This is a genomic window from Telmatospirillum sp. J64-1 (genome assembly GCF_006980715.1).
Lineage (GTDB): Bacteria > Pseudomonadota > Alphaproteobacteria > Rhodospirillales > Magnetospirillaceae > Oleiliquidispirillum > Oleiliquidispirillum nitrogeniifigens.
In genome coordinates this window covers 78998-105381 of record NZ_SBHN01000018.1, presented here as the reverse complement: position 1 = coordinate 105381, position 26384 = coordinate 78998, and the positions used below count along the sequence as shown (strand labels likewise).

The following is a 26384-nucleotide window of genomic DNA, read 5'->3' as shown; positions in this document are numbered from 1 at the left end:
CTAAGCCCTAACAAGGTTTATATTCCTTGACAATCCCGCTGTTTCTCCGGCAGGATGCCCTGTCGCCTGTCCGGGCGCGCTGTCATGGAGAACAAATCATGAACAATGACTTTCCTCTTCCCGATGTGCCGCCACGGGTCCAATACAGCGGCGACGGCCAACAGCGGGAATTTCCTTTCCGCTTCCGCATCTTCGATGCCCGCGACCTACGGGTCTTCGTCGGCGATTTCGCCATTACCGGCTTCACCGTGACCGGCATCGACGATCCCTCCGGCGGCAAGGCCATCCTGGCCGAGGCGCCGCCTTCGGGCAGCCTGGTCACGCTCATGCGCAGCATTCCCTTGCAGCGTGTCAGCGACTTCCAGGAAAGCGGCGCCTTCCGCGCCAGGGTCATCAATGACGAATTGAACTACCAGACGGCCATGACCCAGCAGGTGGCCCAGGAGATCGGGCGGGCGCTGAAGCTCAGCCCCACCACGCGCAGCGGTGCCGACCTGACCTTGCCGGAACCGTCCGGCGGGGCCTATCTGCGCTGGTCGCCCGACGGTCAAAGGCTGGAAACCGCCACGGCGGCGCCCAATGCCGCGACCGTGCAGCAATCGGGGCGGGGGGCGGTCGAACGGCTGATCACCGCCAAGCTGGGCGAGAGGTTGAGCGTCAAGGATTTCGGCGCCATGGGCAACGGCGTGGCCGACGACACCGCCGCCATCCAGGCCGCCATCGACAGCATCTCGCCGCCTGCCATCGCGCCCGGGGCGGGGGATGCCGGGCTGACCGGCGGCGGCGTGGTCTTCTTTCCACGCGGCGTCTATCGCATCACCGATACCTTGCGGGTCGGTCCCTTCGTCAAGCTCCAGGGCGAGGGGCGGGCGCCTTGGCTGGCCTCCTGGGGCGGTCCCAGCAGCGGAACGCCCGAAGGCAGCGTGATCTATGCCGATTTCAACGACAGCACCAAGGGCATGGTCCATGTCACGCCCTATGTCACGGCCACCGGCCGGCGCTTCACCGGCAGCAACACGGTCACCGACAGCGACCACGATATCGCCGGCACCTATACGCTTTGCCCGGAAAGCGGCCTGTTCGACCTGTGCCTCTATGCCCGCAAGCATTCCGAACAGGCGCCGGGGGCGGCCTATGGGCTGCGGCTGACGCTGAATGCCAGCGGCACCTCGGAACGGGTCGCCATCTATAATTGCGCCAGCGGCGTGATCGGCGAGACCAATTGGGAAAGCGCGCTGAAGGCCTTCCTGGTGCAGGATTTCACCACCTGGGGCTATCGCGGTTTCAGCGGCCAGCACGCCATCAATTTCGACAATTGGTGGGTCCATGGCGGGCGCTTCCACATCCCCCTGGACCAAGCCCGGGCCGAGGCCGACGCGCGCGGCAATGTCTATGCCCTGCGCCCGGCAGGCTTCGCCCTCGACTGGGGGGCAGGCTGCACCATCACCGCCCCCAGCCTGGAAAGCCTGTCGGTCGGCGTCAGCCTGAGCAATACCGACGGCATCACCATCCAGGGCGGCCAATGCGAGCGGGTGCATAACCTGCTGAAGGCCAATAACAGCAACGGCATCCGCTGGCAGGGCGGCGACCTCTACAATCCGTCCGGCGGCGCCATGGATTACAACGGCAGCACCGTCATCGACGGCGCCAGCGCCGAAGTGGTCGTGGACGGGCTGGTCATCCGCCATCCCCATTACGGGCCGGGCCAGCAGGGCTTTCCCGGGAAATGGTTCGGCCGCAATCTCCACGACTATCCCATCGGCCGCTACACGGTGATCGGCGAGGATTACATCCCTGGCGAGACCCTGCCCGACATTCCCGTCGGCAGCGGCTTCATCCGTATCCTCGGGCATTCGCGCGAGCAGCATCAGGGCTGGTACGAGCAGGTCAACGCCAATGGCCGTCGCTTCCATCGTGGCAATTCGCCCGCCGTCTGGATGCGCGGCAGCGCGGGGGCGCCGCTGGGCCTGGTGATCGCCAACAGCGTCGCCTTGGTGCAGTGGTGGGGCTCGCCCGAAGGCTGGGTGGCGGGCGAGCCGGGCAGCCTGGTTTTCGACAATCTGAACGGCAAGCACTGGCGCAAGGCCAGCGGCACCGGCAATACCGGCTGGGTGGAGAATGCGTGATGAAGAAGACGGTCATCCGGAATGCAGAAGGCGAGATCATCAATATCGGCCCCTGGGACGACATGGGCGGCGCCAATCCCCTGCCCGCAGGCGCGGTCGTGGAGGAATGCAAAATCACCACGGACGAGCAGGGCGGGTTGCGGGCGCCCGAGGATCATCGCGGCCTGCGCGCGGCGGCCTATCCGCCCATCCGTGAGCAATTGGATATGCTGTTCTGGGATCAGGTCAATGGCACCCGCCACTGGGTCGCCGCCGTGGAAGCGGTGAAGGCTGCCTATCCCAAGACGTCGGAATAGGCGGGATCGGTGCGCCGGGACGGCTGGACCGCGGCGTCGGCCCGTTCCGGCTTCTTCCGCACCAGGGAATAGAGCGGCAGCTTCAGCGGCTCGGGCGCCAGACGGAACACCGTCATCGCCGCCGCCGAGGCCAGGAAGACCGGCAGGGACAGAAGGCCCCGGCGGTGAAAGTCGCGGCGGAAGCGCAATTCCGTCGCCAGATAGTGAAAGCCTCCGCGCCGCTGGCGCTGCTGCCGGTTGGCGCGGAAGCGCAGCAGCACCTCGGGCAGGACCGCGAAGCGCGCTCCGGCCTGACCGAGGCGCAGGAACAGGTCGTAATCCTCCATATAGGGATAGGCGGTGGAATAGCCGCCCAGCCGCCTGACCAGCGCGCTGCGGAAGACCACGGTGGGATGCTGGACCACATTGCGCCAGCGCAGCAGGCGCAGGATGCCGTCATGATCGGCGGGCGCGGTCTTGTAGCGTTCGATGACCGCCGGGTCCTGGTCGAATTCCGCCGTCCAGGTCCCCAGCACATCAATCGAAGGCGCAGCCTGCAAGGCCTGCCACTGCCGCTCGAAGCGTTGCGGCTCGCACAGGTCGTCGCTGTCCATGCGTGCGCACCAGGGCTGGGTGCAGACCTCCAGCCCGGCATTCAGCGCCGCCGCGAGGCCTTGGTTCTCGGGCAGCCTCACCAGGAGGACGGGAAAGGGAACCGTGGCGCGGAAGGCGGTGATCACCTGTTCCGAGGCGGCGGAGACCGGTCCATCCAGAACGATAACAAGTTCGGCGGGATGCAGCGTTTGGTTGCGGATGCTTGCGAGAGCTTTCCTCAGCCATTCAGCCCGGTCCCCGGCATAGGTTGCCATCAGGACGCTGAACGGCACCACGCTACGGGATCTGGCGCACGAGATTGCGGAAGGCCGTTTTCACTGTCCCTTTCCCCCCTTTCGCGAATCCTTATTCAAGGTAAACGCGCTTCCTGCGCAAAACCACTATAGGTTACAATCCGCGTGCGTTCAGGAAAAGGCTCTTTCGACGGGGATGGCGGCTGTTCCGGTACAGCCACGGGATGGCGCTTGCGCACGGCCAGGATGTAAACGGACAGGAAGGGCAGGAGCAGCAGGTTCGAGGCCGCCGCATTGGTCAGGGAGATGGCCAGCATGAAGACGAGGGCGAAGCGGGCATCCCGGTTGCGCAATCCGCGCAGGGGGAAATAGACCAGCAGGACCAGAAGCAGATAGCCGGTCACGCCGAATTGCAGGCTGCGCAGCAGGAACTCCGAATCCACCGGCATGGCGCGGCGGCTGAATTCGGCGGTGACGAGGCCGCCCAGGCCCAGCGCCTTCTCCAGATGCCCCAAGGCCCAATCCAGGCTGTCCAGGCGGTTGACCAGGGAATAATCCGACGCCAGGCCATCCAGGCTTCGGGCGGTGGCAAGGGCCTGGAAAATGAACAATTGCGGCGCGGCCTGACCGGCGAAAGCAAGCAGGACCAGGACGAAGGCTGCCGCCCCGCCCAGCAGGACGAGCCTGCGCAGGCGGGGCTTGTCCAGCAGCAGCGGCAGCAGGATTTCCCAGGCCAGGAACAGGGCCAGGCTCATACGTGACGCGGCCAGCAGCATGACCGGCAAGGCCAGGAAGACCAGCCAGCGGCGCCCGCTCAGCACCGCCGCCGCCCGCATCGCCAGATAGGCCACCATGCCCGCCGTCATGGGATTGCTCAGCAGGCCGAAGGGGCGGTTGTCCAACTGGCCAAGAAAGGGCTGTGAATCCGTCAGCGCGGCATAGAAGTGCCAGACCGGTAGCAGCGATTGGTTGATGCCACCCAGATTCAGGCTTTGCGCCAGCATGACCAGGGCGTTCCCCATCGTCAGGGCCGCCAGCAGCATCACCGTCAGCCGCCCATGGCCGTGGTCGAACCAGTCTTTGACCATGGCATGAAGAAAAAGCGGGGCCAGCGGCAGGCAGAGATAGAAGATCTCGCGCAGGCCGCCTTCGGGCATCAGAGCATTGCGGCTGCAGACCAGCAGGAAATAGCAGAAGACGGCAAGGGTCAGGCGCGCCTGGGGCAGGCTGAGGGCGGGGCGGAAGAGGGGCAGGTAAAGCAGGCTTGCGAGGAAGACGGTAAAGAGCGGCAGGGTGCCCAGCCGGATGCCCGGCAGCAGGATCATGGCCGGCACCAGAGCCATGACGGCCAGCCGACGCATTTCCCTTCACGCCCTCAGCCTGTCCAGCCCCAGCCCCAGCCCCAGCGCCGCCGCCGCCCCGAGGACCAGTCCGGCCAGGGTGCCGATCAGCAGGACCAGGGCGGGCTTCGGCGTGCTGGGCCGGGACGGCGCCGTGGCGGGATCGGTGATTTCCGCCGCATGAAAGCCGCCCGCATGAAGCATCATGCGGGCCTTCTCCAGTTCCGACAGCAGGGCGATCAGGCTTTGGCGCTGGTCGTTCCGCGTCACGCTGTCCAGACGTTCGCGGAGATAGAGGATCCGCTCTTCGCTGCGGGCGATGGCTTCTTCCCGAAGCTGGGCGTCGATCTCCTGGTGCAGCAGGGTTAGCAGGCGGATGGCGAAATCCCGCTGGGGATGGCTGAAGGTCAAGGCCCGCAGCCCGGATTCGGGCAGTTTCTCGACCGTGACCTTGCGTCCCAGATAGGCCGCCAGGTCATGGGCGTCGGGCGGCGTCCAGCCCGGCAGCCCCAGCAGGTCCCGCAGCCGCGCCAGCGGGCCGGAGGGCGGCTGGAAACGCTGCTTCTCCTCGTCCCAGTCTTCGGCGAAGACCATAGGCAGCAAACCGTGATTGCGGGCGAGGCGCCGGGCCGAGGAAACGGCGTCGATCATGGACAGAAAGCGCGCGAGGTCCTTGTCCCCGCCGCTGTCGCGCCCCAGCAAGGCGGGCAGGGTGAAAGCGGGCGGCATGGGACCGGCCAGCGAGGGGGAAACCGGCCCGACCACCATCCTGGCGCGGTATTCCGGTGTGGCGAAGCGCAGATAGAGTAGTGCGGCGGCAAGGCACAGAATCAGGGACAGCAGTATCAGCCATTTGCCGCGCCACAAGGCGGCCAGGATCGCGGCGACCTCGATGGTCTCTTCCCGCGCGGAAGGTGAGGAAAGGGCTGGCTCTCTTTGCCTTGTCCCGGCATTCACTTGTCCATCCTCCTGCGCGCTGTCCTTTTTGAATGCCATCGTATGTTCATGCGCGCAAGCATGGGTTGTTAGAAAAGGACAAGGCTCGCCAGGATGGCCGGAACGGCGGCGAAGCAGAAGGGCGGCGCCAGGATGCGCAGCAACTGCAGGGGGCAGAGTCCGGCATGGCGGCGCAGCAGCCACAGGGTATAGGGGGCGGTGACATGGGCGCGGGCCACATGGGCGCCCGCCACGGCCAGCGGCCCGAAGGGGGCGGCGGCGGCGACCGCCAGCAGGTTCAGCCCGGCTTGCAGCGCGGTGGCCGACAGCGCCTGCCGGGCCTTGCCCAGCGCGGTCAAGGCGGGCAGGGCGAAGAACAGGATCACATAGGGACCGGCGATCAGGCACAGGATCTGCGCGATGGTCACGCTGTCCCGCCAGGTCTCCCCGAAGAGCAGCGGCAGGAACCAGGGCATCAGGGCCGCCAGCCCCAGGAAGACGGGAAAGACCAGCAAGGCCGCCTTCCGGATGAGGGCGAGGAAGGTCTCGGCCAAGTGCCGGGGATCGTGTTGCAGGCGCGACAGGACCGGCAGGGCCAGGGATTGCAGCGGCATCAGGGTCACGTGCGTCACCAGGTCCAGCAATTGATGGGCGACCCGGTATTGCGCCGCCAGGACCGGCCCGAAGAACAGGCCCAGCGCCACGTCCATGATCCGCGCATTGGCATGGTTGAGCAGGTTCATGCCGCCGATGCTCGCGGCCAGCGGCAAGGCGCGCCGCAAGGCGGTGGACGAGAAGCGCAAGCTTGGCCGCCAGACCGGCCACAGCGCGGCGGTGAACAGGGCCTGGGCGGTCAGGACATAGACGATCAGGCTCCACACGCCCCAGCCGTGCAGGGCCAGCAGGACGGCGAGGACGCCCCCGGCCAGGAAGCTCGCACCTTCGCACAGGGCCAGGGAGCGGAAGCGCAGATGGCGGCGCAGCAATCCTTCCGGTACCACGCTCAAGGCGATCAGGAGGCAGAGCGGCGTCAGTCCTTGGATCAGCGGGGCGAGATCCGGCTGGCCGAAGATTGCCGCCAGCAACGGCGCGGCCAGGAGGAAGGTCAGGGCCAATCCCAATCCGCCGCCGAGAGCGGCCCAGAACAGGCTGGACAGGAATTCTTCCGTCGCGTCCTCGGCCTGGATCACGGCATCCGTGACCGCCCGCAGGGCCGACACGGCCAGCAGCACGATGGCTTGGGCGATCACCGCCAGCCCCAGTTCCGCCGGGTCCAGCAGGCGCGCCATGACGACGAAGACGGCGGCGGCGACGAGCTTTTGTCCGGCGATCCGGGTCAGCGCCCAGAAGGCCGCTGCGATCATGAAGCCAGCCTCGCCGCCAGCAGCTCGAAATTCCGCAGGGCGCTTCGGCGCAAGGCGGGCAGGGCTTCCGCCAGATGCGCGGCCAGGAATGCGCGCTGCGCCCAGGCTTCCGCCACCGCCCGGACCGCCGCGCCCGGCTGCAGGAAGGCGGCGAGGGACAGGGCGGGACGATAGGCATTGTCCCCGTTGCCGAAGATGTCCTCGACAATGCCGGAGGTCTTGACGGAATAGCCGATGCAAAGGCTCGGCACGCCGCTGGACAGGCCGGCGATGCAGGCATGCAGGCGCTCGGCTGCCACCAGGTCGCAACCGGCGATCAGGGCCTTGTACTCGCCGGCCGAATGGTCGGCGGCGGCGAGGCGGATCCAGGGATGGTAGTCGAAGGCGCGCAGGATGTCGGTCGCTGGGCTGCGGTCCTCGTTCCAGCCCAGGCGCTCCTGCACATGGGGGATCAGCAGGATATTGGCCCGCGCCTCCTCGATCCCCCAGCGTACCACCTCGGTCCAGGCCTGCCGGTGGGCCTGGGCATCGGCCCCAACGTAGCGGCAGATGCCCGCGCTGATCCCCAGCGCGATGGTCGGCCTGTCGGGGCCGATACCGTAATGGCGGCGCAGGCCTTCCGGATCGGCGGGGTATTCCAGCAGGAAGGCGGGATCGGCCACATGCTCCGCCGTCACGCCCAAGATGTCCCGGCAATAGGCCAGCGAGGCGCCCTCGCGCACCGTGACCAGTGCCGCGTCGCGGGCCAGGGCGGCGATGTCCCGGCATGTCCTGGGATCGTCGAAGGGGCCGATGCTGTGGGCGAGCAGGGCATAGGGGCGCTTCAGGCGGCGGGCCAGGCGCAGGATATGCAGGTCGTGGATGCGGCCGTAATCTCCGCTCAGGATATCGCCGCCGGTCAGCACGATCATGTCCGCCCCGGCGACGGCATTGAGAGCATCGGCCAAGGGTTTGAAGGGACGCCGGGGAGGAATCGCCCAGCGGGGCAGCAGATGGGGCTTCAGCCGGAAAGCGGAGGCCTGCCAGATATGATCTGGCAGGACGCGGGCCGCCTCCAGGCGCGGTGCGTCATACTCTGCATCCCGTGTCAGGACGGTCAGGGCCGTTCCGGGAATATGGGCCGCGATCTGGCGGCACAGTACCTCGACCAGGGCCTGGACACCCCGATTGCGCAGCCCCGACACCCCCGCGATCACGATCCGCGTCATGCGCGCTTCCCTAAAGTTGTTTTATTCAGTAAAACACCCGGAAACGGATTTGTCGTGAGCGTTCTGTGCGGCTGCTCTATCTGTCTGTGGGCATTCCCTTTCCGCCCCGGTCGGGCGAGACGCGGCTGCGGCTGTGTCATCTGGAAGAACTGGCATGCCAATACGAGGTGACGGCCGTGCTCGTCGATGTGGATGGGACAGGCGAGGCGGGGCTGGGTTATCTGCGCCGGTTGGGGGTGGTCTGTCACTCCCTGCCCCGCCCGACGCCACGGGCCCGGGAAGGGTGGCGGGGCAAGCTGGCCCTGGCGGCGGCGCTGGCCTTTTCCCCCTGGCCTTGGCATGGCGCCTTGGCCACCTGCAGCGCCCATCGACGTCGCGTTGCGGAGATCGTGGCGGTGGGGAAGTTCGACGCAATCCTCTTCGATCACATGAATGCCCTGGCCTTGGCCGATTGGGACAGGCTGCCCGGCGCGCGGATCTTCTATATCGCCCATGACGTGGCCGGGAAATTCCATGGCGACCTCGCCCGGCTGACGCCTTTCCCCGAAAGCCTGATCCACCGCTGCGAGGGCCTGAAAGCGCAACGCCTGGAACGGCGGATCATGGCGCGGGCGGACGAGATCTTCTGTCTCTCTCCGCTGGACGAGGGACAGTTCCGCAGCCTCTATCCCCAGGCCGATGTCACCCTGTCGCAGGCTTTCCTGCCCACCGAGAATCGGCGGCGCTGGCATTTCCGGCCCGAACCCCGCCTGTTCTTCTGCGGCACACCCTCTTTCCCGCCGAACCGCGAGGCGATCGGTTGGCTGGCCGGGAAACTGGCGCCGGAACTGGCCGTGACGATGCCCGAAGCCCGCATCGTGGTGGCGGGGGCGGGTGCAGCCGATTTGCCGTCCTCTTGGCGCCGGTTCAACATGGACTATCGCGGTTTCGTGACGCGCGAGGCGCTGGTCGGTCTCTTCACCGCCAGCTCGCTCTTCCTCTGCCCGGTCTCCTACGGCTCCGGAGTCAAGATCAAGCTGCTGGAAGCCCTGTCCTTCGGCCAGCCCGTCCTGGCGACGGCGGAAGCGGCGGACGGCATTTCCTTCTTTCCCCCTCAGCCCCGGCTGCACAAGGCCGATCCCGCCCAGGCCGCCCGGCAGATCGTGGCGCTTCTGAAGGACGAGGAAGCCTTGTGCCGCCTGGGCCGGGAGGGGGCGGAGGCGCTGGCGGCCTTCGAGAGGACAAATAATAGAGGTCGGGGATTTATGGGAAAACCCTGATATCTCGCCCGGGGCACAGATAAAAGAAAGCATCATCACCCAGGCCGATGTCACACTGACCCGCTGTTTGACGAGGCCGACAAGATCGAGAGGGCCTTGACTGGAAGAATCCAGAAAATCCTTGCTGCCCCAGCACCTTGCTTGATATCGGTTCGCGCATCTTTGACGCCAAGAGAAGTTCGCCGTCGATGGTTGGTCAAGCGTCCACGGCGTCTCTGGTGGCCGCTGGTGCCAAGTCCTGCTTCGTAAGCGACGTCTTCAATAGGTCTCCCAGGGCCGCATCGCCGCGAAATGCGGGTCGTTGGCGGCCCCCGGTCCGCATTTCGCGGCGATACCCTTGGAGAATCCCAGGACGCAGACCGAGGGCATTATCCCGGCCCGGTAGGTTCACGTCTACCTGTTGCAAGCGGGCATGATTGATGCGGGAGATGCTGATTCTTAGCGATCGCATCCTTGACGCGCAATTTCCCACCCCGGATCGGCCTGCGTCTCGGCTATCGCCTGGGCGCGGGACAATCCTCTTGTCTGCATTAGGATTTTGGCTGCGCGGAGTTGAGAGACATCCACTCTCCTCATGCAATCAAGGTTTTGCCACATGAGGATTTGACCGTTTCTTGACATTCTCCTGCCGCTCGCCTCTTGAATGGCGGCCTGCTCACTAATCATCTTGGCGTCATATTCCCGGATCCACTCGGGATCGGACGCCGAGGCGGCCGATGTCGGGGTAAGGTCTAGTGGTGCAGAGGTGGCGCATCCCCCCAGCGTTAGCACCATCCCCGAAATGATGAGAAAACGCTTCATGTCATTCCCCCAAAGATTGAGCGGGAAGCCTATCATTTGAGGGAAAGGCGGGGAAGGAGCGGAAGACGGCCTGCTAGCAGCAGCCAGGGAGGTTACTGTTGCGGCGCTGGCGCGGTCACAGCGGACGGGATCATTCGATCTGTGACCCGATCCGCCATCTGCTCTGCAAGATTGGGCAGAAGATAGGCGACGAGGGCGATAGCAGTAATGCCGATGGTAATGACCCAGGCTGCGATGTTGGCGCCGATGCTATTCAGCAGGCCCGTTCGCTTGTCCATGTGGGCCTTCACGCTTCCGTCAAGACGGCTGAAGCCGCTCTCCCAGGCCTCTTCCTGGAATAAGATGCGCGCTTGATCCCGAATGGAATGGGCGAAGAGTTCCATCCTTTCTTCGGCGCTGCGTCGGAGGTTCTCGATGTTGGAAGGGGTGAGGTGGAACTCGGCGTATTTTGCCGCCTCGTCAGCAGTGCGCAGTTTTTGGGACGCCCATTCCTGCTTCGCCTGCCTATAAAGCGCGTAGGCAAGCAGTCCCGGCAGGTCATTGCTGTCCTTGCACAGATTGGCAAAGCTGTTGCTGTATCCTGGCCTCTTTTCCAGCGCCTCTTCTTCGGGCGCAGTCGTCTCTCCAATCATCAGGCTGTTTTGGCCATCGCGGCAGCCATGGCCTTGCGTAGGACGGACTTATCGACGGACTTCAGCTTACGGCCGTCAGGGAGTTCGTAAACGGGGAACATTTCTTCGAGCGTGGCTTTCGCCGACACGCGCGCCTTGGGCGCAATCGTGGCGTTGCGAACAACAAATCTCTTTATCGCTTTTTTGATCGCGGCCACGGCAGTTCACCCTTTATCGTCAAATGCCCCTCACAAGCGCAGACACTCGTTTAGGTCATCTAAGCGCAAGATTGCACGTGTAGCAGATTTTTCGCAACGCCAATGTATGACACTGCGTATCACATTATATGGTGCATACGAGACGGGGTGTCAGCCCTGGGGCGCTATTTGGCTCTTCGTGATTTTCATCCCGAGGAACTTCAGGGGCTGGCTCACGACGGCGAAAATGATCTGGGGGCAGGGCCCCAAGTGGGGCCGGGCGGGTAGCCCGTCATTCCGCAAGCCGCTCGTAAAGCGCCTGATATTTTCTTGCCATGGCCGTAGCAGACAGGGCGTCCGTGGGCAGCGTTTCCAGCCTTGGCGGCCCGTCGTCGAGCATCCGCGCCAGGGCCTCGGCCAGCCGTCCGGGCTGGAACAGGCGCGCGCGGCCCGGCAGCAGGCTGGCGGCCTCGGCATGGGGCGGGATGGGGCTGAGGCAGGCGGGCAGGCCGCAGGCCAGCGCCTCCAGCACCGCCAAAGGCAGGCCTTCGGCCTGCGAGGCGCTGACATAGAGATCGGCGGTGCGGTAGTAGTCTTCGGGATGGGCGACCTGTCCGGGCAGCAGGATTACAGGCGTGGCGGCGGCGCGGCAGGCGGCGGCCAAGGGGCCGTCGCCCAGCATCACGAGAAGACATCCCTGACGCCCCAGGGCGGTGAAGGCGTCGATGAGTGCCAGCGGGTCCTTGCGCGGGGCGAGGATACCGGCGGAGAGGAGGATGCGGGCGTCCTGCGGCAATCCCAGCCTGTGGCGCAAGGCGCGTTTTTCTTCTTCGCAGGCAGGGCGGAAGCGGGCGGTGTCGATGCCGTTGCGCAGGATCTGCGCATTCCTGGCGCCGTTTTCCGCCAAGCGGTCCCGGACCGCCTTCGAGACGCAGCAGATTGCGTCGAAGTCCCGCACCAGCCGCATATGCAGGCGGGCGAGGCCCCGGCCCGGCAGGGGGCCGAAACGGAAGGCATATTCCAGCGGCGGATCGTTGTGGATGGTGCAGACCCGCCGGGCCTGGCGTGTCAGCAAGGCGTTCAGGGCGTCGCTGCGCAGGCAATGGGAATGCATGATCCGTGGCCGGTGGCGTTTCAGGAAACGGCGCCATGCGGGGATCAGCCCGGCCATCCCGGCGCCTCGGCCCAGCCCGGCCTGTTCCACGGGGATGTCCAAGGCGTGGAACGCGGCCAGCAGCGAATCCTCCGGTTCCGGCGACAGGGTGAAGATCGCGGGCGCGAAGCGGCTGCGGTCCAGCCCGGCCAGCAGGTCGCGAAGCAGGATGACGGGACCACAGCGCCGCAGGGTTGAGATGGAAAAGCCGATGGTGACCATGGCGCGATCATAGGCCATCCGGAGGAGCGGGGCTTTCACAGAAATCTGAAGTATTGAACTTGCGAAGCACAGTTCGTAAGGTCGCGTCACAGATTTCTTGCGCGAAATCCGCGCCGTTGCAGGAGAAGTTTCCGGTGAGCAGCCCCGCGATCGTCTTCCCGACCCATTCCCTGGCCGAGGCCGCCCGCGCCATCGTCGCGGCGGGCCGCTATTTCGGCGAGCGCGACATGGTGCCGGCGACCAGCGGCAATTTCTCGATGCGCCTGGACGAGCACCGCGCCGCCATCACCCGCTCGGGCGTGGACAAGGGTGAATTGGTTGAGGCCGACATCCTGGAGGCGCAGATCGAAGGGCCGCTGCCCAGGAATTCCTCGGCCGAGACGCCGCTGCATCTGGCGGTCTATCGCGCCTGCCCGCAGGTCGGTGCAGTGCTGCATACCCATTCCACTGCCGCGACCTTGCTGTCCCTGCGTCACGAAAAAGCGGGCGCGGTGGTGTTCGAAGGTTACGAGATGCAGAAGGCCATCAGCGGCCAGACCACCCATGAAGCCGCCCTGGCCCTGCCCGTCTTCCCCAATTCCCAGGACATCCCGGCCCTGGCCGAGGAGATCGCCGGGACCGGTGCCTTCGAGGGCCCGGCGCGCGGCTTCCTGCTGGCGGGCCATGGCCTCTATGCCTGGGGCGCGACCATGGCCGAGGCCCGCCGCCATGTGGTCGCCTATGAATTCCTGCTGAATTGCGAACTCGAGAAGCTGAGGTTCCGCCCATGAGCCGTCTTGCCATTTTCGACGAAACCGCGCCCGAGGCGCCCCGTTTCGAGAGCACCGATCCCGCCGCCATCGGCCGCGAACTGAACGCCATCGGCGTGCGCTACGAGCATCACGCTTTGCCCGAGGACGTGACCGCCGATCGTGATCAGGACTACATCCTGGACCGCCTGTCCGACCTGGTGGCCGCGCAGCGCGACATTCACGGCTATCAGACGGCCGATGTCGCCCGCGTGCCCGCCGGCCTGCCCGATCCGGCGCCGATCCGCGCCAAGTTCCTGAACGAGCATATCCATGCCGAGGACGAAGCGCGCCTGATGCTCGACGGCGCGGGGTCCTTCTACCTGCATGTCGAGGGCAAGGTCTTCCAGGTCACCTGCGAGCGCGGCGATTTGATCAGCGTGCCCGCCGGGGTGAAGCACTGGTTCGACATGGGCGAGAAGCCCTGCTTCTCGGCCCTGCGCTTCTTCACCGACCCCAATGGCTGGGTCGCGGATTTCACCGGCGACGACATCGCCGCCCGTTTCCCGGAGCATGTCAACGCCCAGGCGGCAGCGGCATGACCGTTCGGGCCATCCTGACCGATATCGAGGGCACGACCAGTTCGATCCGTTTCGTCAAGGACGTGCTGTTCCCCTTCGCCGCCGAGCATCTTCCCCGCTTCATCGCCGAAGCGGGGAGCCGGCCCGACGTCAAGGCGATGCTGGAGGAAACCCGCCAGCTTGCCGGCCAGCCCGATGCCGATGACGAGGCGGTGACGGAAATCCTGCTGGGCTGGATCGCCGAAGACCGCAAGGCCACGCCGCTGAAGGCCCTGCAGGGCCTGATCTGGGAAGAAGGCTACCGGGCCGGACAGCTGAAAGGCGACGTCTACCCCGATGCCCTGGAAGCGCTGAAGGCCTGGAAGGAAGCGGGCCTGCCGCTCTATGTCTATTCCTCCGGCTCGGTGGCGGCGCAGAAGCTGCTGTTCGGCTATACCCAGGCGGGCGATCTGACGCCGCTTTTCTCGGGCTATTTCGACACCACCACGGGGCCGAAGCTGGAGGCGGAGTCCTATCGCCGCATCGCCGAGGCCATCGGCGTGGCGCCCTCGGACATCCTGTTCCTGTCGGACAACGAAGCCGAACTGGACGCCGCCGCCGCCGCCGGCTGCCAGGCCATTGGCTTGGACCGCGACGGCGTGCCCCATTCCGACCGCCACCGCTTCGTGACCAGCTTCAGCGATATCCAGGTCGAGGCGTAGGCTCCCCGGACATTTTCGTCACTCCCGCTTCCGCGCCCGGCTTCTTGGTGCCTTGGTGGTTTCTTCATGCCGCAAGGGACCACCAAGACATGAAGACACCAAGATTATGGGGCAGGCGTGGGGGGTATCGCCTCGTCCGCATATCACGCTGTTGAACTCCTTTAGAGCGTGACGCCTTTAATAGACTCACGGCCTGCAAAACGGCCATGCTTCGAGACGCCCCCGCGGGGCTCCTCAGCATGAGGTCTATTTTGTTGAGAGAAAACAATGAGGTAGCCTCACCCTGAGGAGCCGCGAAGCGGCGTCTCGAAGCAACCATGTTCAGGCGGCGCTCTTCTCCTGCCACTGTGCGCCTTCCCGCGCCATCGCATTGAGACGGACCACGAGCTTCCGCATGACGGCGATCAGGGCGACCTTTGGCATCTTTCCGGCGCTTCGGAGGTGCTGATAGAACTCGCGCAGAGGTGGGTTGTGGCGAGTGGCGGCCATGGCGGCCATGTACAGCACAGCGCGTAGCGCGCTTCTTCCGCCTGTGACTGAGCGGCGGCCGGCGAGGCGGGCCCGGTGAGAGCGATTATGAGAAAAGATCGTGATGCAGATTAAAGGCACGCCGATCTAGCCCGAACCACAATGCGCGAAAGCGGGAGCCCATCTTCCCCCAGGCCGGTCTGCTGCGGCATGGGCTCCCGCTTTCGCGGGAGCGACGGAAGGGACTAGCGCGTAATCAGCACGATCAGCCGTTTCGGCCCGTGGACGCCATAGGCCAGGGTCTGTTCGATATCGGTGGTCTTGCTGGGGCCGGAGACGAGCAAGGCGTTGGCGGGCATTTGGGTCTGGCTCCAGCCCAGGGCGCGCATGGCCTGCCAGAAGGTGTTGTGCAGCTTGTCCGGGTCCAGCAGGGCGACATGGACCGGCGGCACCAGCGACAGGGCGCGGGGTTCGTCCGCACTGGGCCAGAGGATCAGGCTGCCGGTTTCGGCGATGCCGCCCAAAGTCGAGGTCAGCCCGGCCTCGACGCCGTTGAACATCTCTTCCTTGAAGCTGTCCATGGGGCGGTCATAGGCCACGGCGCGGGCTCCGCCTTCCGGCCATTCCTCGGCTAGGCGTTGTCCGGCCTCGCTGCCGGGGCCGTAGAGGATCGAGCCGATTCCTTGCTGGACCAGCAGGCCGTGCAGGAAGCGCGGCCAATCCGCCTTGGTGGTCTCGAAGAATTCGGCGGAGACCGCCTCCATCATCTTGCGCAGCCGGGCGAGGCGTTCTTCCGGCGGGAAGAAGCGGTCTTCCATCACCGAGAAGTCGGAGCCGGGGGCGGGGCCGCGCGGCGCGGCGCGCAGGCGGCTGAGGATCGAATCGCGGGCATCAGGCATCGGGCACCCCCTTGTCACGCAGCAGGCGGTGGAGGGATTTCTTGGCGAAGCGGGGACGGGTGCGGCCGCCCTTCTTCCAGTCGGCCAGCGGGCCGAAGGCTTCGGGCATCAGAGGATCGAAGGTCCCGGCCATGGTTCCGGCCATCTTCCAGGCGGTGGGCGAGGTCGCCATGCGGCTCCACATCTTCCAGGCCAGGGCCTCGGCGGTCGAGCGCTCGGCGCCTGGTTGCAGGACCGGCGCGTCGGCGCGGGCATGGGCGCCTTCGGTACGCAGGCGCACCAGCAATTCGGCGATGGGAATCTTGACCGGGCAGACCTCGACGCAGGCATTGCACAGGCTCGACGCATGGGCCAGTTCGCCCTTGGCTTCCATACCCTCGATCTGCGGCATCAGGATCTTGCCGATGGGGCCGGGATAAGGCGCGTTATAGGCGTGGCCGCCGACGCGGGTATAGACCGGACAATGGTTCATGCAGGCGCCGCAGCGGATGCATTGCAGGGTGCGGCGCAGCTGTTCGTCGGAATAGCTGCGCGAGCGACCGTTATCCAGGATCACCAGATGCACCTCTTCCGGCCCGTCCTTCTCGCCGGGGCGGCGGGGCGAGGTGATCATGTTGACATAGGTGGTGATCGGCTGGCCGGTGGCCGAGCGGGTCAGCAGGCTGATCAGCGGCGGCACATCCTCCAGCCGCTCGACCACCTTTTCCAGCCCCATCACGGCGATATGCAAGGGAGGCACGGTGGTGCACAGGCGCCCGTTGCCCTCGTTCTCGACAAGGCACAGCGTGCCGGTCTCGGCGACGGCGAAATTGACGCCCGACAGCCCGGCATCGGCTTCGCGGAACTTGCGCCGCAGCACCTGGCGGGCCATGCCGGTCAGGGCGTCCACGTCCTCGGTATACTGGGCTTCCTTGATCTTTTCCGAGAACAGCCGGGCGATCTGCTGCTTGTTCTTGTGGATCGCCGGCATGATGATGTGGCTGGGCGCCTCGTGGTCGAGCTGGATGACGTATTCACCCAGATCGGTCTCCAGGGCCTCAATGCCGTGGCCTTCCAGGAAGGCGTTGAGGTGCATCTCCTCCGACACCATCGACTTGCCCTTGACCAGGGTCTTGGCGCCGCGCTTTTGCAGCAGGCCGAGGATGATGTCGTTGGCCTGGGCGGTGGTTTCCGCCCAATGGACCTGGATGCCGTTCTTGCGGCAATTGGCTTCCAGCTTTTCCAGAAGTTCGGGCAGCTGCGCCAAAGCGCGGGCCTTGATGGATTCGCCCAGGGCGCGCAGCCTCGTCCATTCGTCCTGGTCGGCGAAGAGGGCGGCGCGCTTGCTCATCAGGCCGTCCATGGCGCGGCGGAAATTGCTGCGAAGCTGGCCGTCCTTCAGGGCTTCGCGCGCAGCGGGGCCGAAATTACCCATTGGTCCGCTCCCACAGGAATTCTGCGATATGCTTGCCGTCGATCACTTCGCCGCGCGCTTCCTTGGCATCGGCTTCCATGCGGGTGCCGATATTCATCAGGCAGCCGCAATCGCCCGACAGCACGGTCTTGGCCCCGGTGGCGCGGATGTCCGCCACCTTGTCCTCGGCCATGGCGGCGGAAATCTCGGGATGGCGCACCGAGAAGGTGCCGCCGAAGCCGCAGCATTCCCGCTCGCGCTTCAATTCCTGCAACTCGACATTGGATAGGCGGCGCAGCAATTCCTTGGGCTCGTCGCCCACGCCCATCTCGCGCATGGAATGGCAGGAGGAATGCCAGGTGACCTTGACCGGCTCGCCCTTGTCTTCGAGCTTGAGGTCAAGGACATTGACCAGGAACTGGGTCAGTTCGATGACCCGGCTGCTGAAGTTTTCGACGCGCGGCAGGAAGGGGTCGCCCTTGAACAGCGAGGGATAATGCTTGGCCATCATCCCGGCGCAGGACCCCGACGGCACCACCACCGGCCAGGGCTGGTGGAACAGTTCCACCTGATGGCGGGCGACGGCGCGGGCCTCGTCGGGATAGCCGCAATTATAGGCCGGTTGGCCGCAGCAGCTCTGGCCTTGCGGGAAGACCACGCGGATGCCTTCGCGCTCCAGCAGGTTGACGGCAGACAGCCCCGCCTGGGGATAGACCAGATCGATGATGCAGGTGCCGAAGAAATAGACCGTGGACGGTTTGGTCGTGGCCATGCTGCCCGACATCCGAAGCCTCCCGTTCCTTGATGGCTTTTGGGATGGGGTCTGCCCATCCTTTCACTCAGGATTATCGCGGTGGCGTCTGGGTGTAAAGTGGGAAAGAAACTTTACCTGTTTTTCGTCTGCAAGCCGCAGGGATGGCTTTCAGGTGGCATCCGGGTGGTGTAGCTTTCGGACCAATTGCCGCGTGATGTTTGCCGAGAGAGACACATGAAATATTCCCGCCTGGACCATGCCAAGGTTTCGGACCTTGTCCTCCAGCAATTGGAGACGCTGATCCTGTCCGGCGCGCTGAAGCCGGGCGAGAAACTGCCGCCAGAGCGGGATCTGGCGGAGCGGCTGGAGGTGTCGCGGCCGACCCTGCGCGAGGCCTTGCAGGCGCTGGAGCGCAACGGGCTGGTTCATACCCGCCACGGCGGAGGAACCTATGTCACCGAGGAACTCGCCCCCTCCTTCTCGGCACCGCTGGTGCGGCTGTTCCAGGCCCATCCCGGTACCGCCACCGATTATCTTGAATTCCGCCGTTACATGGAGCCGATGGCCGCCTATTGCGCCGCCTTGCGCCGCACCGAGGCGGATTGCGAGATCCTGACCGGCATCTTCACCGCCATGGAAGAGGCGCACCAGCAGGACGATGCCGAGCGCGAGGCGGAACTGGACGCGGCTTTCCACATGGCCATGGCCGAGGCGGCGCATAACGTGGTGCTGCTGCATGTGGCGCGCTCGCTCTCAAGCCTGCTGCGCGAAGGGGTCTTTTACAGCCGGAGCAGCCTGTTCACCCGCAAGGGCGTGCGCGACATGCTGCTGGACCAGCACCGGATGCTCTATCAGTCGATCGTCGACGGCGCGCCTGTGAAGGCCCGTGACGCCGCCGAAAGCCATCTGCGCTTCGTCGAGGAAGCCATGGGCGAAGTGGCCCGGCAGGAGGCGCGGGCCGATGTCGCCCGGCTACGGCTGGAGCGTGCCGGATCGGCTGGGGAAAGAAAGCGCCGCGCCGCCCGGAAGAAGGCGGATACTGAGGGAAATCCCTGAAAAAAATATGGGTAAGGCATAACTCCTTTGTCGAAGATTTGCTCCATTTGATGTATGAAGAGAGGGTGGGGTGGTGGTGGCCGAAAGGCCACCGGGGTGCGGCTTAGCCGCAAGGATTGCGTGGTGTTATGAGCGTTCTCTTCAAAGGGCTTCAGAAGGCGGCGAAGGAACATGCCGCGCAGGCGGAGATGCCCAGGGGCGCCGCTTCCTTCGATCCGGCGGCACGGGGGACGATTCGGGTCAAGCCGCGCAGGCGGCGGAACACGGCGCGCCTCGTGACCTATGCGATCCTGGGCTATGGCGCGGCGATGAGCGTGGCCCTGCTTTTCTTCGGAGAAGATGTTCTTGAGATGGTGGCGGGCGGGCCCGAGCCGGTCTTCGTCCAGCCGCCGCCCCAGACGGTGGCCGAGCCGGAAGCGGCCCCCCTGCCCGAACTCGCCGCGGCCCCGGAATCCCCGACGGAACAGCCGACCGAGGAACTCTCCGCCGCTCCGGCCGGGGAGGCTGCGGAAGCGGGAAATGCGCCTGCGGATACTGAAAGCGTTCCTGCCGAGGCTGAAAACAATATCGCTGCCCTGATGGCCGAAGGGGAACGCGCGCGCCGGCAGGCGCAGGAGGAACGGCAGGCTTTCGATGCCATCGAAGGGCAGCTTGCCGGGGCCGCCGCCGCCCGCGTGATGCCGCCGCGAAGCCTGGAGGTGTCCCTGGAGGCGCAGGGGCGGAGCGAGGCGGCGCGCCGTCTGGGCGCCCCCGTCCATGTCGGGGAAGAGGCGGCGCCCCGGGTGGCCGATCTGGTGTCGGTCCGCGTCATGGCGCCCAGCCTGACGGAAACGCTCAATTCCGCCTATGCCGCCCTGCTGCGCGGCGAGTATCACGGCGCGCTGGCGCTCTATTCCCAGGCGCTGGCGCAGGAGCCGGGGAATGTCTCGGCCCTGCTAGGCCAGGCGGCTGCCTTGCAGAAATTGCAGCGGGATGAGGAGGCGCGCCGCCTTTACGAGCGCGTGCTGGGCCAGGACCCGCAGAACCGCGAGGCGCTGACCAACATGCTGGCGCTGCTGGCGAAGTCCGATCCCCAGGACGCGCTGCACCGCCTGCTGGAGCTGTCGCGCGCGGCGCCCGATTTCAGCCCCGTCGCCGCCCAGATCGGCAGCCTGTACGGTCAGTTGGGCGACATGCCCGCCGCCGTGAGCTATCTGCGCCGGGCCATCGATCTGTCGCCGGGCAATCTGCTCTACCGCTATACCCTGGCCGTGCTCTACGACCGGGGGGGCTACCGCGAGGAAGCCGTCCTGGCCTATGACGAGGTGCTGCACCGGATCGAACGGCACGGCCCGGTCGAGGGCATCCCCACCGAGGCGGTGCGCGACCGCGCGCGTTTCCTGAGGGGACGCTGACATGCCCTATCTCGCCCATTTCGGTTTGGCCCGCCATCCCTTCGGCCTGACCCCCAATACCGACCAGTTCTTCCCGGTCGAGAACATGGCCCAGGTGCTGGACTCGCTGCGCTATGCCATCAAGCGCAATAGCGGCATCTTCAAGGTCGTGGGCGATGTCGGCACGGGCAAGACCATGCTCTGCCGCCTGCTGCTGCGCGGCCTGGACGGCGAGGGCGAGCCGGTGGCCTATCTCAACGCGCCGACCCCGGATGCCGACACCCTGCTGGCGGCCATCTGCCAGGAATTCCGGCTGCCGGTGGGCAGCCGCGCCGAGATGATGGCACGGCTGAACGCCTTCCTGCTGGAACAGCATGCCGCCCAGCGCAATCCGGTTTTGGTGGTGGACGAGGCCCAGGCGCTGGGGGGAGAAGGTCTGGAGACGGTGCGGCTGCTGTCGAACCTGGAGACGGAAGAGCACAAGCTGTTGCAGATCGTGCTGTTCGGCCAACCGGAACTCGACGTCCTGCTGGCCCGGCCCGACCTGCGCCAGATCACCCAGCGCATCGTCTTCGCCTTCCAGACGGAACCCTTCTCGCGTCAGGACAGCCTGCGTTATCTGGACCATCGCATCGCCTGTTCGCGCCTCGCCGGGGTGGATTATCCCATCTTCACGCCTTCGGCGGCGCGCCTGCTGGCGGCGGCCAGCCGGGGGGTGCCGCGCGTCATCAACGTGCTGGCGGACAAGGCGCTGCTGATCGCCTATGGCGACGGCGCCAATCCGGTGACCGACCGCCATGTGGAACAGGCCATCGACGATACCCCCTATAACGCCCATCGCATGCTGCTGAAGCGGCGCAAGGTCCGCCGCCTCGCCCTGGCCCTGGTGGCGGCGCATGTCTGGGCGGCGGCAGGGCTGGCCTTCGCCTTTCCCGAGGCGACCGCTTCCGCCGTGACGGCGGTCGAGGGATGGATCGGGCGCGCCCAGGCGCATTTCGTCGCGCTTCCGTCCCCGCAGGTCTCGCCGGAAATGGAACGGCCATGATGGTCCTGGGGGCAGGGGAAATCGCGGCCGCCGCGGCTTTCGGCCTGTTGGGCGGCTCATTCGTTTCGGCCTGGTCCTACCGCCTACCGCGCGGGCAATCCATCGCGGCGGGACGGTCGGCCTGTCCCGCCTGCGGCCATGAATTGGGTGCCCTGGACCTGGTGCCGCTCTTCTCGTGGCTCGTCAATCGCGGGCGGTGCCGTCATTGCAAGGCGCCCGTCTCGCTGCGTTATCCGCTGATCGAGACGGTGACGGCCGCCGCCGTCGTTCTGGCCGCCCTGGCGGCCGCCGGGCCGGTCGAGGCGGTGCTGCTGGGGCTGGTGGTGACGCTGCTGGTTGCGCTGGCGGTGGTGGATATCGAATTCGGCCTGCTGCCCGACATGCTGCACCTGGCCTTGCTGCCGCCGGCCCTGGCCTGGCGCTGGCTGCTGGACGGCACGCCCTGGTGGGGACTGGCAGGCGCGGCGGGTGGGCTGGCCTTCGGACTGGCGCTGCATCACGGTTTCAGGCTCGTGACCGGTCGCGACGGCCTGGGGCTGGGCGACGTCAAGTTCCTGGGCGTGGCCGGGCTGCTGCTGCTGCCCTGGCAATGGGGAATCTTCCCGCTGCTGGCGGGGCTGTTCGGCATCGCCACCGGACTGGCCTGGCGCGCGCTGGGGCGCGGGGCGGAATTTCCTTTCGGACCGGCGCTGATCGCGGCCCTGGCGCTGTGCCTGCTCTGGCCCGAGGCCGTGTCCTGGGCGCGTTTGTGACCGATCGGAATGCTTCAATGAGGGGGATGCCTTGGGCATGGATGGAATGATGGCGACGGATCGGGGTGGAAAGATGCGGATGGGCCTGGTGCTGGGCATGGCGGCGGCCTTGCTGGCCTCCTGCGCGCCGCATGACCCCCAGACCGGGCTGACCAAGCAGGATTACCGGGAATTGATGGCCCGGCGCGGTCCTGCCGACGCGCCGCCGCCCGCCGAGCCGCCGATTCCCGAGCTCCAGCCGCTTCTCGCCGCGCCGACCCCGCCCGCCGAGGCCGATGCCCGCCGCGTGTCCATCCGCGTGACCGAGGTGACGCCGCTGCGCGACCTGCTGATGGAACTGGCCCGGCGGGCCGAGATCGACCTGGAAATGGACCCCCGCATCCAGGGCGGCATCATCTTCTCGGCCACCGATCGTCCGCTGACCCAGGTGATCGAGCGCATCGCCGACATGACCGGGCTGCGCTACAGCTTCGAGGACAACCTGCTGCGGATCGAACTCGACGATCCCTATCTGCGCACCTATCGCCTGGATACGCTGGCCCTGCGTCGCCAGTCGCAAAGCGAGATCAGTTCCAGCACCGACGTCTTTTCGGCGGTGGCCGGCGGCGGGACGACGGCGGCTTCCAATGCCTCGACCAGCCGGGTGACCAGCATGGCCGATATCGACCCCTGGGGCGAGGTGCAGTCCAATATCGAGCGCATCCTGTTCCAGGACAACCAGCCCCGCCACCTCGTCCAGATGCCCGTTCCGCCTGCCTCGCCGGGCGAGGCGGCGCCCGGTTCGGCCCCCGCCCCGGCGGGAGGCGTGGCCGGAGCATTGCAGGCCGTGCAGTCCCTGGCCGATACGATCACCGCCCCGCCGCCAGCGGTCTCTCCCGCCGCCGCCTCGGGCGATTCTTCTGCGGCGGGCGCGACGATCCAGACCGTCGAGCGGGAGGATACCGGCCCCGCCGCCACCGGCCCCCTGGGGGCCGAAGCCTCCAATCCCAATCTGTCGATCAATCGCCAGGCCGGGATCATCACCGTCTATACCAACCAGCGCCGCCACCGGGAGATCGCCGATTATCTCGAACGGGTCCGCCGTGCGATCAGCGCGCAGGTGCTGATCGAAGCGAAGATCGTCGAGGTGACGCTGCGCGATGAATTCCGCGCCGGCATCGACTGGAGCGCCATTTCTCCGGCCAGCGACCTGTCCCTGGTCAGTCCGCTGGGGGAAAGCATCAGCCAGGCCATTTCGCCGCAATCGCCGACATTGCTGATGGGCGGGCGGCTGGCCCGGGCGGGCAGCGTGACCATCGACGGCGTGCTGCAACTGGTCGACCAATTCGGCTCGGTGCGCACCTTGTCCAGCCCGCGTCTGACCATGACCAACAACCAGGCCTCGGTCCTGAAGGTGGCCGAGAACGACGTCTACTTCACCTTGCAGATCGACCGCGAGCGCGATACCCAGAGCGGCTTCGAGACGCGCACCATCACCAGCACCGTCAACACCGTGCCGATCGGCCTGATCATGACGGTGCAGCCCTCCATCAATCTGGAATCGCGCATGATCTCGCTGAATCTGCGCCCGACCATCTCGCGGGTGGCGCGGAGGGTCAGCGACCCGGCGGTGGCGTTGACGATGGCCGACATCAATGCGCAATTGCCCGTGAGCCAGCGTGTGAGCGTCGATTCCCAGATTCCGGTGGTCGAGGTGCGGGAACTGGACAGCGTCGTCAGCATGGAAAGCGGGCAGGTCCTGGTCATGGGCGGCCTGATGCAGGAACGCAGCGACAATGTCGAACAGGGCATCCCCGGCCTTCAGGACATGCCCGGCGTCTTCGGCGCGGCCTTCAAGCAGCAGAACAAGCTGTCCGAGGTGGTGGAACTGGTGATCTTCCTGCGGGCCACCATCGTCAACGACCGCGAGTCGGTGGCGCCTGCGGATGTGGATCTGTATCGCCGCTTCGCGCCCGATCCGCGCCCCATCGCCTTCTAGTGACGCCGAGGAACGCCGCATGGCCCTGATCCTGGGGGACCCGCCGAAGCCTGGAGAGAGCGCCGAACGTCCGGCCGAGACGGCGGCGCCCCTGCCGTCCTCTTCCCTGGTCTTGGGCGAGCCGCCCCGTCCCGGCATGGAACTGGCGGGCAGGACGGTCGAGCCGCGCCTGCATCCGCCCAGCCGGGGCGTGTCGCTGGTGCTGGGCGAGCCGGGCGGTCCCGCCTCGGCGCCCCTGCATCCCGATCTGGCGGCGGAGGCCGGTCCGCAAGCCCTGGTCCTGGCCGAGCCGCCGGTGCCGCGCCTGCCGGAACCAGCCCCCGCTCCGCCGCCGGGCGGGCGTCTGCCCTTGCCGCCTGTGGACGCCCCCGAAGCCGAAGCTGCGGCCCCCGCGGTGCGGCCGGTGCTGCGTCGCGACCTGCCCCCGCCCCCGCCCGAGCGCCCGCTTGAAGCGGTATCCGCGCCTGCGCCCGTCTTCCGTCCGGCCGAGCCCCCTTCTGTCGAGGCCCGTCCGGCCCCCCAGGTTCCGCCGCCGCCCGCCGTCACGCCGAGTCCTGGGCCCGGCCCGGCACCCGCGAAGCCCCGCCAGGGGCAAGACGGGAAGGGGCAGGGCGGAGAGGGCAAGCCGCCGGTCCGCATCGGCGACCGCCTGCTGGAAATGGGCCTGATCTCCAAGGACCAGCTTCAGGTCGCGCTGCAGGAGAAGAAGCGCTCGCCCAAGATGATGGGCGAAATCTTCGTCGATCTGGGATTCATTACGGAACAGGCGCTGTCGGCGGTCCTGGCCGAAAGCTCGGGCTACGAGCGGTTCGAGCCCAAGGGGGCGATGATCGACCCCGAATTGCTGAAGGTCCTGCCGAAGGAAGCCGCCACCCGCTACAACGTCTTCCCCGTCTCGCTGCAGGACCGTGTCCTGCGGCTGGCCATGGGCGATATCTATGACGTCCTGGCCCTGGACCAGGTCAAGCGCTACTTCCCCGCCGATATCGAGATCCAGCCGCTGGTCTGCCCCGATACCGACATTCAGGCGGCCATCGACCAGTATTACGGCCATGAATTGTCCATCGACGGCATCCTGCGCGAGATCGAGAGCATCCGCGAAGGCACCCTGCTCGATGCCGCCGCCCTGGACGACCGCGAGGGCGGCTACCGCCACCCGCTGGTGCGCCTCGTCGATGCCGTGGTGCTCGATGCGGTGAAGATGAAGGCGTCCGACATCCATTTCGAGCCGGAAGGCAACATCCTGCGCGTGCGCTATCGCATCGACGGCGACATGATGCAGATCCGCACCCTGCACAAGCAGCATTGGCCGGCCTTCTCGCACCGCCTGAAGATCATGGCGGGCATGAACATCGCCGACAAGCTGAACCCCCAGGATGGCCGTTTCCAACTGACCATGGGCAGCCGCCGCGTCGATTTCCGCGTCTCCTCGCTGCCCACGGTGCATGGCGAGAACATGGTGCTGCGCATCCTCGATCGTTCCAGCGCCCAGGTGGACCTGTCGGCCCTGGGCTACAGCCGGCATAATTTCGATCTGCTGGTCAAGCTGGTGAAGCGGCCGGAAGGCATCATCATCGTCACCGGCCCCACCGGGTCGGGCAAGACGACGACGCTGTATTCCATCATGAACTACATCAACTCGCTCGACCTCAACATCATGACCCTGGAAGACCCGGTCGAGTTCGAGTTGCCGCTGATCCGCCAGAGCCAGATCCGCGAAGGCTCCAGCATGAATTTCGCGGAAGGCATCCGCAGCCTGATGCGCCAGGACCCCGACGTGATCCTGGTCGGCGAGGTGCGCGACAGCGAGACCGCCAGCATGGCCCTGCGCGCCGCCATGACCGGTCACCAGGTCTATACCACCTTGCACACCAACGATGCCGCGGGCGCCATTCCGCGTCTGGTCGACCTGGGAATGCGCCCGACCCTGATGTCCGGCAACATCATCGGCGTGATCGCCCAGCGCCTGGCGCGCAAGCTGTGTTCCTGCAAGCGCAGCGCCCCGGCGACGCCCGAGGAATGCCGCATCCTGGGCGTCGATCCCGCCGATCCGCCGGTCATCGCCCATCCCACCGGCTGCGAGAAATGCCGCCATACCGGCCATTCGGGCCGTGTCGCCATTTCGGAGATCCTGCCCTTCACGCCCGAGGTGGACGAGATGATCATCGCCGATGCCTCGCTCAGCGCGATCCGGCGCGAGGCGCGCAAATACGGCTTCATCCCCATGGTCGAGGACGGTATCGCCAAGGTGCTGGACGGCATCATCAGCGTCGATGCCCTGGTCAAGACCGTCAACATCACCGACAGGCTCTGAGC

The 26384-nt window shown here is 66.3% G+C and carries 24 protein-coding genes and 1 pseudogene; 12 read left to right on the top strand and 13 right to left on the bottom strand.

Going from position 1 to position 26384, the window contains the following annotated elements; genetic code table 11:
- The first annotated feature begins 98 nt into the window (after positions 1–98).
- Entirely contained in the window at positions 99–2126 is a 2028-nt protein-coding gene (locus EPD66_RS16910) for a glycosyl hydrolase family 28-related protein (protein WP_142849680.1), read from the top strand.
- Positions 2126–2422 carry a hypothetical protein gene (locus EPD66_RS16905; RefSeq protein ID WP_142849679.1) on the top strand — a complete coding sequence of 99 codons (297 nt, stop codon included), beginning with the start codon at positions 2126–2128 and terminating at the stop codon, positions 2420–2422. The genes EPD66_RS16910 and EPD66_RS16905 overlap by 1 nt, the downstream gene beginning before the upstream one ends.
- On the opposite strand, the gene EPD66_RS16900 is transcribed toward EPD66_RS16905, so the two are convergent.
- The 5 genes from EPD66_RS16900 to EPD66_RS16880 form a co-directional block, all read right to left on the bottom strand.
- Positions 2401–3291 carry a glycosyltransferase gene (locus EPD66_RS16900; RefSeq protein ID WP_142849678.1) on the bottom strand — a complete coding sequence of 297 codons (891 nt, stop codon included), beginning with the start codon at positions 3289–3291 and terminating at the stop codon, positions 2401–2403. The two genes, EPD66_RS16905 and EPD66_RS16900, sit on opposite strands and share 22 nt — an antisense overlap.
- A gap of 74 nt (positions 3292–3365) precedes the next feature.
- Positions 3366–4610 carry a hypothetical protein gene (locus tag EPD66_RS16895; protein ID WP_142849677.1) on the bottom strand — a complete coding sequence of 415 codons (1245 nt, stop codon included), beginning with the start codon at positions 4608–4610 and terminating at the stop codon, positions 3366–3368.
- Positions 4611–4616: 6 nt separating this feature from the next.
- A complete protein-coding gene (locus tag EPD66_RS16890) occupies positions 4617–5585 on the bottom strand; it encodes a Wzz/FepE/Etk N-terminal domain-containing protein (RefSeq protein ID WP_142849676.1) in 969 nt (322 codons plus the stop codon).
- A gap of 29 nt (positions 5586–5614) precedes the next feature.
- Positions 5615–6889, bottom strand: coding sequence for an oligosaccharide flippase family protein (locus EPD66_RS16885; RefSeq protein WP_142849675.1), 1275 nt, complete (start codon positions 6887–6889; stop codon positions 5615–5617).
- Complete coding sequence (locus EPD66_RS16880) at positions 6886–8097, bottom strand: polysaccharide pyruvyl transferase family protein (protein ID WP_142849674.1); 1212 nt, start codon at positions 8095–8097, stop codon at positions 6886–6888. The genes EPD66_RS16885 and EPD66_RS16880 overlap by 4 nt, the downstream gene beginning before the upstream one ends.
- 65 nt (positions 8098–8162) lie before the next feature.
- Here EPD66_RS16880 and EPD66_RS16875 point away from each other — a divergent pair, with 65 nt between their 5' ends.
- The gene (locus EPD66_RS16875) at positions 8163–9356 is read left to right on the top strand and encodes a glycosyltransferase family 4 protein (RefSeq protein ID WP_142849673.1); all 1194 of its coding nucleotides are present in this window, start codon (positions 8163–8165) and stop codon (positions 9354–9356) included.
- Between the two features lie 438 nt (positions 9357–9794).
- Here EPD66_RS16875 and EPD66_RS16870 read toward each other — a convergent pair whose 3' ends face one another.
- The 4 genes from EPD66_RS16870 to EPD66_RS16855 all read right to left on the bottom strand — a co-directional run bounded on the left by EPD66_RS16870 (position 9795) and on the right by EPD66_RS16855 (position 12358).
- Positions 9795–10157, bottom strand: coding sequence for a hypothetical protein (locus EPD66_RS16870; protein ID WP_142849672.1), 363 nt, complete (start codon positions 10155–10157; stop codon positions 9795–9797).
- A 92-nt stretch (positions 10158–10249) separates the two neighbouring features.
- Positions 10250–10789 (bottom strand): hypothetical protein, encoded by a 540-nt coding sequence (locus tag EPD66_RS16865; RefSeq protein ID WP_142849671.1) that lies wholly within the window; start codon positions 10787–10789, stop codon positions 10250–10252.
- The gene (locus tag EPD66_RS16860) at positions 10789–10986 is read right to left on the bottom strand and encodes a hypothetical protein (protein ID WP_142849670.1); all 198 of its coding nucleotides are present in this window, start codon (positions 10984–10986) and stop codon (positions 10789–10791) included. The genes EPD66_RS16865 and EPD66_RS16860 overlap by 1 nt, the downstream gene beginning before the upstream one ends.
- Before the next feature lie 271 nt (positions 10987–11257).
- Positions 11258–12358 carry a glycosyltransferase family 4 protein gene (locus EPD66_RS16855; protein ID WP_142849669.1) on the bottom strand — a complete coding sequence of 367 codons (1101 nt, stop codon included), beginning with the start codon at positions 12356–12358 and terminating at the stop codon, positions 11258–11260.
- Between the two features lie 116 nt (positions 12359–12474).
- On the opposite strand from EPD66_RS16855, the gene EPD66_RS16850 reads away from it, so the two are divergent.
- From EPD66_RS16850 to mtnC, 3 genes are read left to right on the top strand one after another with little or no spacing between them, the layout of a single operon-like run.
- Positions 12475–13110, top strand: a complete 636-nt coding sequence (locus EPD66_RS16850) for a methylthioribulose 1-phosphate dehydratase (RefSeq protein ID WP_255448547.1) — start codon at positions 12475–12477, stop codon at positions 13108–13110.
- On the top strand, positions 13107–13670 hold the full coding sequence (locus EPD66_RS16845) for an acireductone dioxygenase (protein ID WP_142849668.1): 564 nt from the start codon (positions 13107–13109) through the stop codon (positions 13668–13670). The genes EPD66_RS16850 and EPD66_RS16845 overlap by 4 nt, the downstream gene beginning before the upstream one ends.
- Positions 13667–14350, top strand: coding sequence for an acireductone synthase (gene mtnC / locus EPD66_RS16840; RefSeq protein WP_142849667.1), 684 nt, complete (start codon positions 13667–13669; stop codon positions 14348–14350). The genes EPD66_RS16845 and mtnC overlap by 4 nt, the downstream gene beginning before the upstream one ends.
- Positions 14351–14806: 456 nt before the next feature.
- Here the strand turns inward: mtnC and EPD66_RS24835 are convergent.
- The 4 genes and pseudogenes from EPD66_RS24835 to EPD66_RS16820 form a co-directional block, all read right to left on the bottom strand.
- A pseudogene (locus EPD66_RS24835) lies at positions 14807–14959 on the bottom strand (transposase); the annotation flags it as partial.
- 104 nt (positions 14960–15063) lie between these two features.
- Positions 15064–15717, bottom strand: coding sequence for a lactate utilization protein (locus EPD66_RS16830; protein WP_142849666.1), 654 nt, complete (start codon positions 15715–15717; stop codon positions 15064–15066).
- Positions 15710–17131, bottom strand: coding sequence for a LutB/LldF family L-lactate oxidation iron-sulfur protein (locus EPD66_RS16825; RefSeq protein ID WP_142849665.1), 1422 nt, complete (start codon positions 17129–17131; stop codon positions 15710–15712). The genes EPD66_RS16830 and EPD66_RS16825 overlap by 8 nt, the downstream gene beginning before the upstream one ends.
- The gene (locus tag EPD66_RS16820; RefSeq protein WP_221931012.1) at positions 17124–17882 is read right to left on the bottom strand and encodes a (Fe-S)-binding protein; all 759 of its coding nucleotides are present in this window, start codon (positions 17880–17882) and stop codon (positions 17124–17126) included. Before EPD66_RS16820 ends, EPD66_RS16825 begins: the two co-directional genes overlap by 8 nt.
- A 216-nt stretch (positions 17883–18098) precedes the next feature.
- Between EPD66_RS16820 and EPD66_RS16815 the strand changes: the two genes are divergently transcribed.
- The 6 genes from EPD66_RS16815 (at position 18099) to EPD66_RS16790 (ending at position 26382) form a co-directional block, all read left to right on the top strand.
- Complete coding sequence (locus tag EPD66_RS16815; RefSeq protein WP_142849663.1) at positions 18099–18920, top strand: GntR family transcriptional regulator; 822 nt, start codon at positions 18099–18101, stop codon at positions 18918–18920.
- 128 nt (positions 18921–19048) lie between these two features.
- Positions 19049–20314 carry a tetratricopeptide repeat protein gene (locus EPD66_RS16810; RefSeq protein WP_142849662.1) on the top strand — a complete coding sequence of 422 codons (1266 nt, stop codon included), beginning with the start codon at positions 19049–19051 and terminating at the stop codon, positions 20312–20314.
- Between the two features lies 1 nt (position 20315).
- A complete protein-coding gene (locus EPD66_RS16805; RefSeq protein WP_142849661.1) occupies positions 20316–21338 on the top strand; it encodes an ExeA family protein in 1023 nt (340 codons plus the stop codon).
- Positions 21335–22090 carry an A24 family peptidase gene (locus EPD66_RS16800; RefSeq protein WP_185961468.1) on the top strand — a complete coding sequence of 252 codons (756 nt, stop codon included), beginning with the start codon at positions 21335–21337 and terminating at the stop codon, positions 22088–22090. The genes EPD66_RS16805 and EPD66_RS16800 overlap by 4 nt, the downstream gene beginning before the upstream one ends.
- Before the next feature lie 37 nt (positions 22091–22127).
- A complete protein-coding gene (locus EPD66_RS16795) occupies positions 22128–24068 on the top strand; it encodes a type II secretion system protein GspD (RefSeq protein WP_142849659.1) in 1941 nt (646 codons plus the stop codon).
- Entirely contained in the window at positions 24016–26382 is a 2367-nt protein-coding gene (locus EPD66_RS16790; protein ID WP_255448546.1) for a GspE/PulE family protein, read from the top strand. Before EPD66_RS16795 ends, EPD66_RS16790 begins: the two co-directional genes overlap by 53 nt.
- Positions 26383–26384: the final 2 nt, after the last annotated feature.

What these genes read in the sequence shown, in the direction of transcription:
- EPD66_RS16910 (WP_142849680.1), top strand. Translation starts at nt 99, where the DNA reads ATGAACAATGACTTTCCTCTTCCCGATGTGCCGCCACGGGTCCAATAC.
- EPD66_RS16905 (WP_142849679.1), top strand. Translation starts at nt 2,126, where the DNA reads ATGAAGAAGACGGTCATCCGGAATGCAGAAGGCGAGATCATCAATATC.
- EPD66_RS16895 (WP_142849677.1), bottom strand. Translation starts at nt 4,610, where the DNA reads ATGCGTCGGCTGGCCGTCATGGCTCTGGTGCCGGCCATGATCCTGCTG.
- EPD66_RS16890 (WP_142849676.1), bottom strand. Translation starts at nt 5,585, where the DNA reads ATGGCATTCAAAAAGGACAGCGCGCAGGAGGATGGACAAGTGAATGCC.
- EPD66_RS16885 (WP_142849675.1), bottom strand. Translation starts at nt 6,889, where the DNA reads ATGATCGCAGCGGCCTTCTGGGCGCTGACCCGGATCGCCGGACAAAAG.
- EPD66_RS16880 (WP_142849674.1), bottom strand. Translation starts at nt 8,097, where the DNA reads ATGACGCGGATCGTGATCGCGGGGGTGTCGGGGCTGCGCAATCGGGGT.
- EPD66_RS16870 (WP_142849672.1), bottom strand. Translation starts at nt 10,157, where the DNA reads ATGAAGCGTTTTCTCATCATTTCGGGGATGGTGCTAACGCTGGGGGGA.
- EPD66_RS16865 (WP_142849671.1), bottom strand. Translation starts at nt 10,789, where the DNA reads ATGATTGGAGAGACGACTGCGCCCGAAGAAGAGGCGCTGGAAAAGAGG.
- EPD66_RS16855 (WP_142849669.1), bottom strand. Translation starts at nt 12,358, where the DNA reads ATGGCCTATGATCGCGCCATGGTCACCATCGGCTTTTCCATCTCAACC.
- EPD66_RS16845 (WP_142849668.1), top strand. Translation starts at nt 13,107, where the DNA reads ATGAGCCGTCTTGCCATTTTCGACGAAACCGCGCCCGAGGCGCCCCGT.
- mtnC (WP_142849667.1), top strand. Translation starts at nt 13,667, where the DNA reads ATGACCGTTCGGGCCATCCTGACCGATATCGAGGGCACGACCAGTTCG.
- EPD66_RS16830 (WP_142849666.1), bottom strand. Translation starts at nt 15,717, where the DNA reads ATGCCTGATGCCCGCGATTCGATCCTCAGCCGCCTGCGCGCCGCGCCG.
- EPD66_RS16825 (WP_142849665.1), bottom strand. Translation starts at nt 17,131, where the DNA reads ATGGGTAATTTCGGCCCCGCTGCGCGCGAAGCCCTGAAGGACGGCCAG.
- EPD66_RS16820 (WP_221931012.1), bottom strand. Translation starts at nt 17,882, where the DNA reads ATGGCCACGACCAAACCGTCCACGGTCTATTTCTTCGGCACCTGCATC.
- EPD66_RS16815 (WP_142849663.1), top strand. Translation starts at nt 18,099, where the DNA reads ATGAAATATTCCCGCCTGGACCATGCCAAGGTTTCGGACCTTGTCCTC.
- EPD66_RS16810 (WP_142849662.1), top strand. Translation starts at nt 19,049, where the DNA reads ATGAGCGTTCTCTTCAAAGGGCTTCAGAAGGCGGCGAAGGAACATGCC.
- EPD66_RS16805 (WP_142849661.1), top strand. Translation starts at nt 20,316, where the DNA reads ATGCCCTATCTCGCCCATTTCGGTTTGGCCCGCCATCCCTTCGGCCTG.
- EPD66_RS16800 (WP_185961468.1), top strand. Translation starts at nt 21,335, where the DNA reads ATGATGGTCCTGGGGGCAGGGGAAATCGCGGCCGCCGCGGCTTTCGGC.
- EPD66_RS16795 (WP_142849659.1), top strand. Translation starts at nt 22,128, where the DNA reads ATGGATGGAATGATGGCGACGGATCGGGGTGGAAAGATGCGGATGGGC.
- EPD66_RS16790 (WP_255448546.1), top strand. Translation starts at nt 24,016, where the DNA reads ATGTGGATCTGTATCGCCGCTTCGCGCCCGATCCGCGCCCCATCGCCT.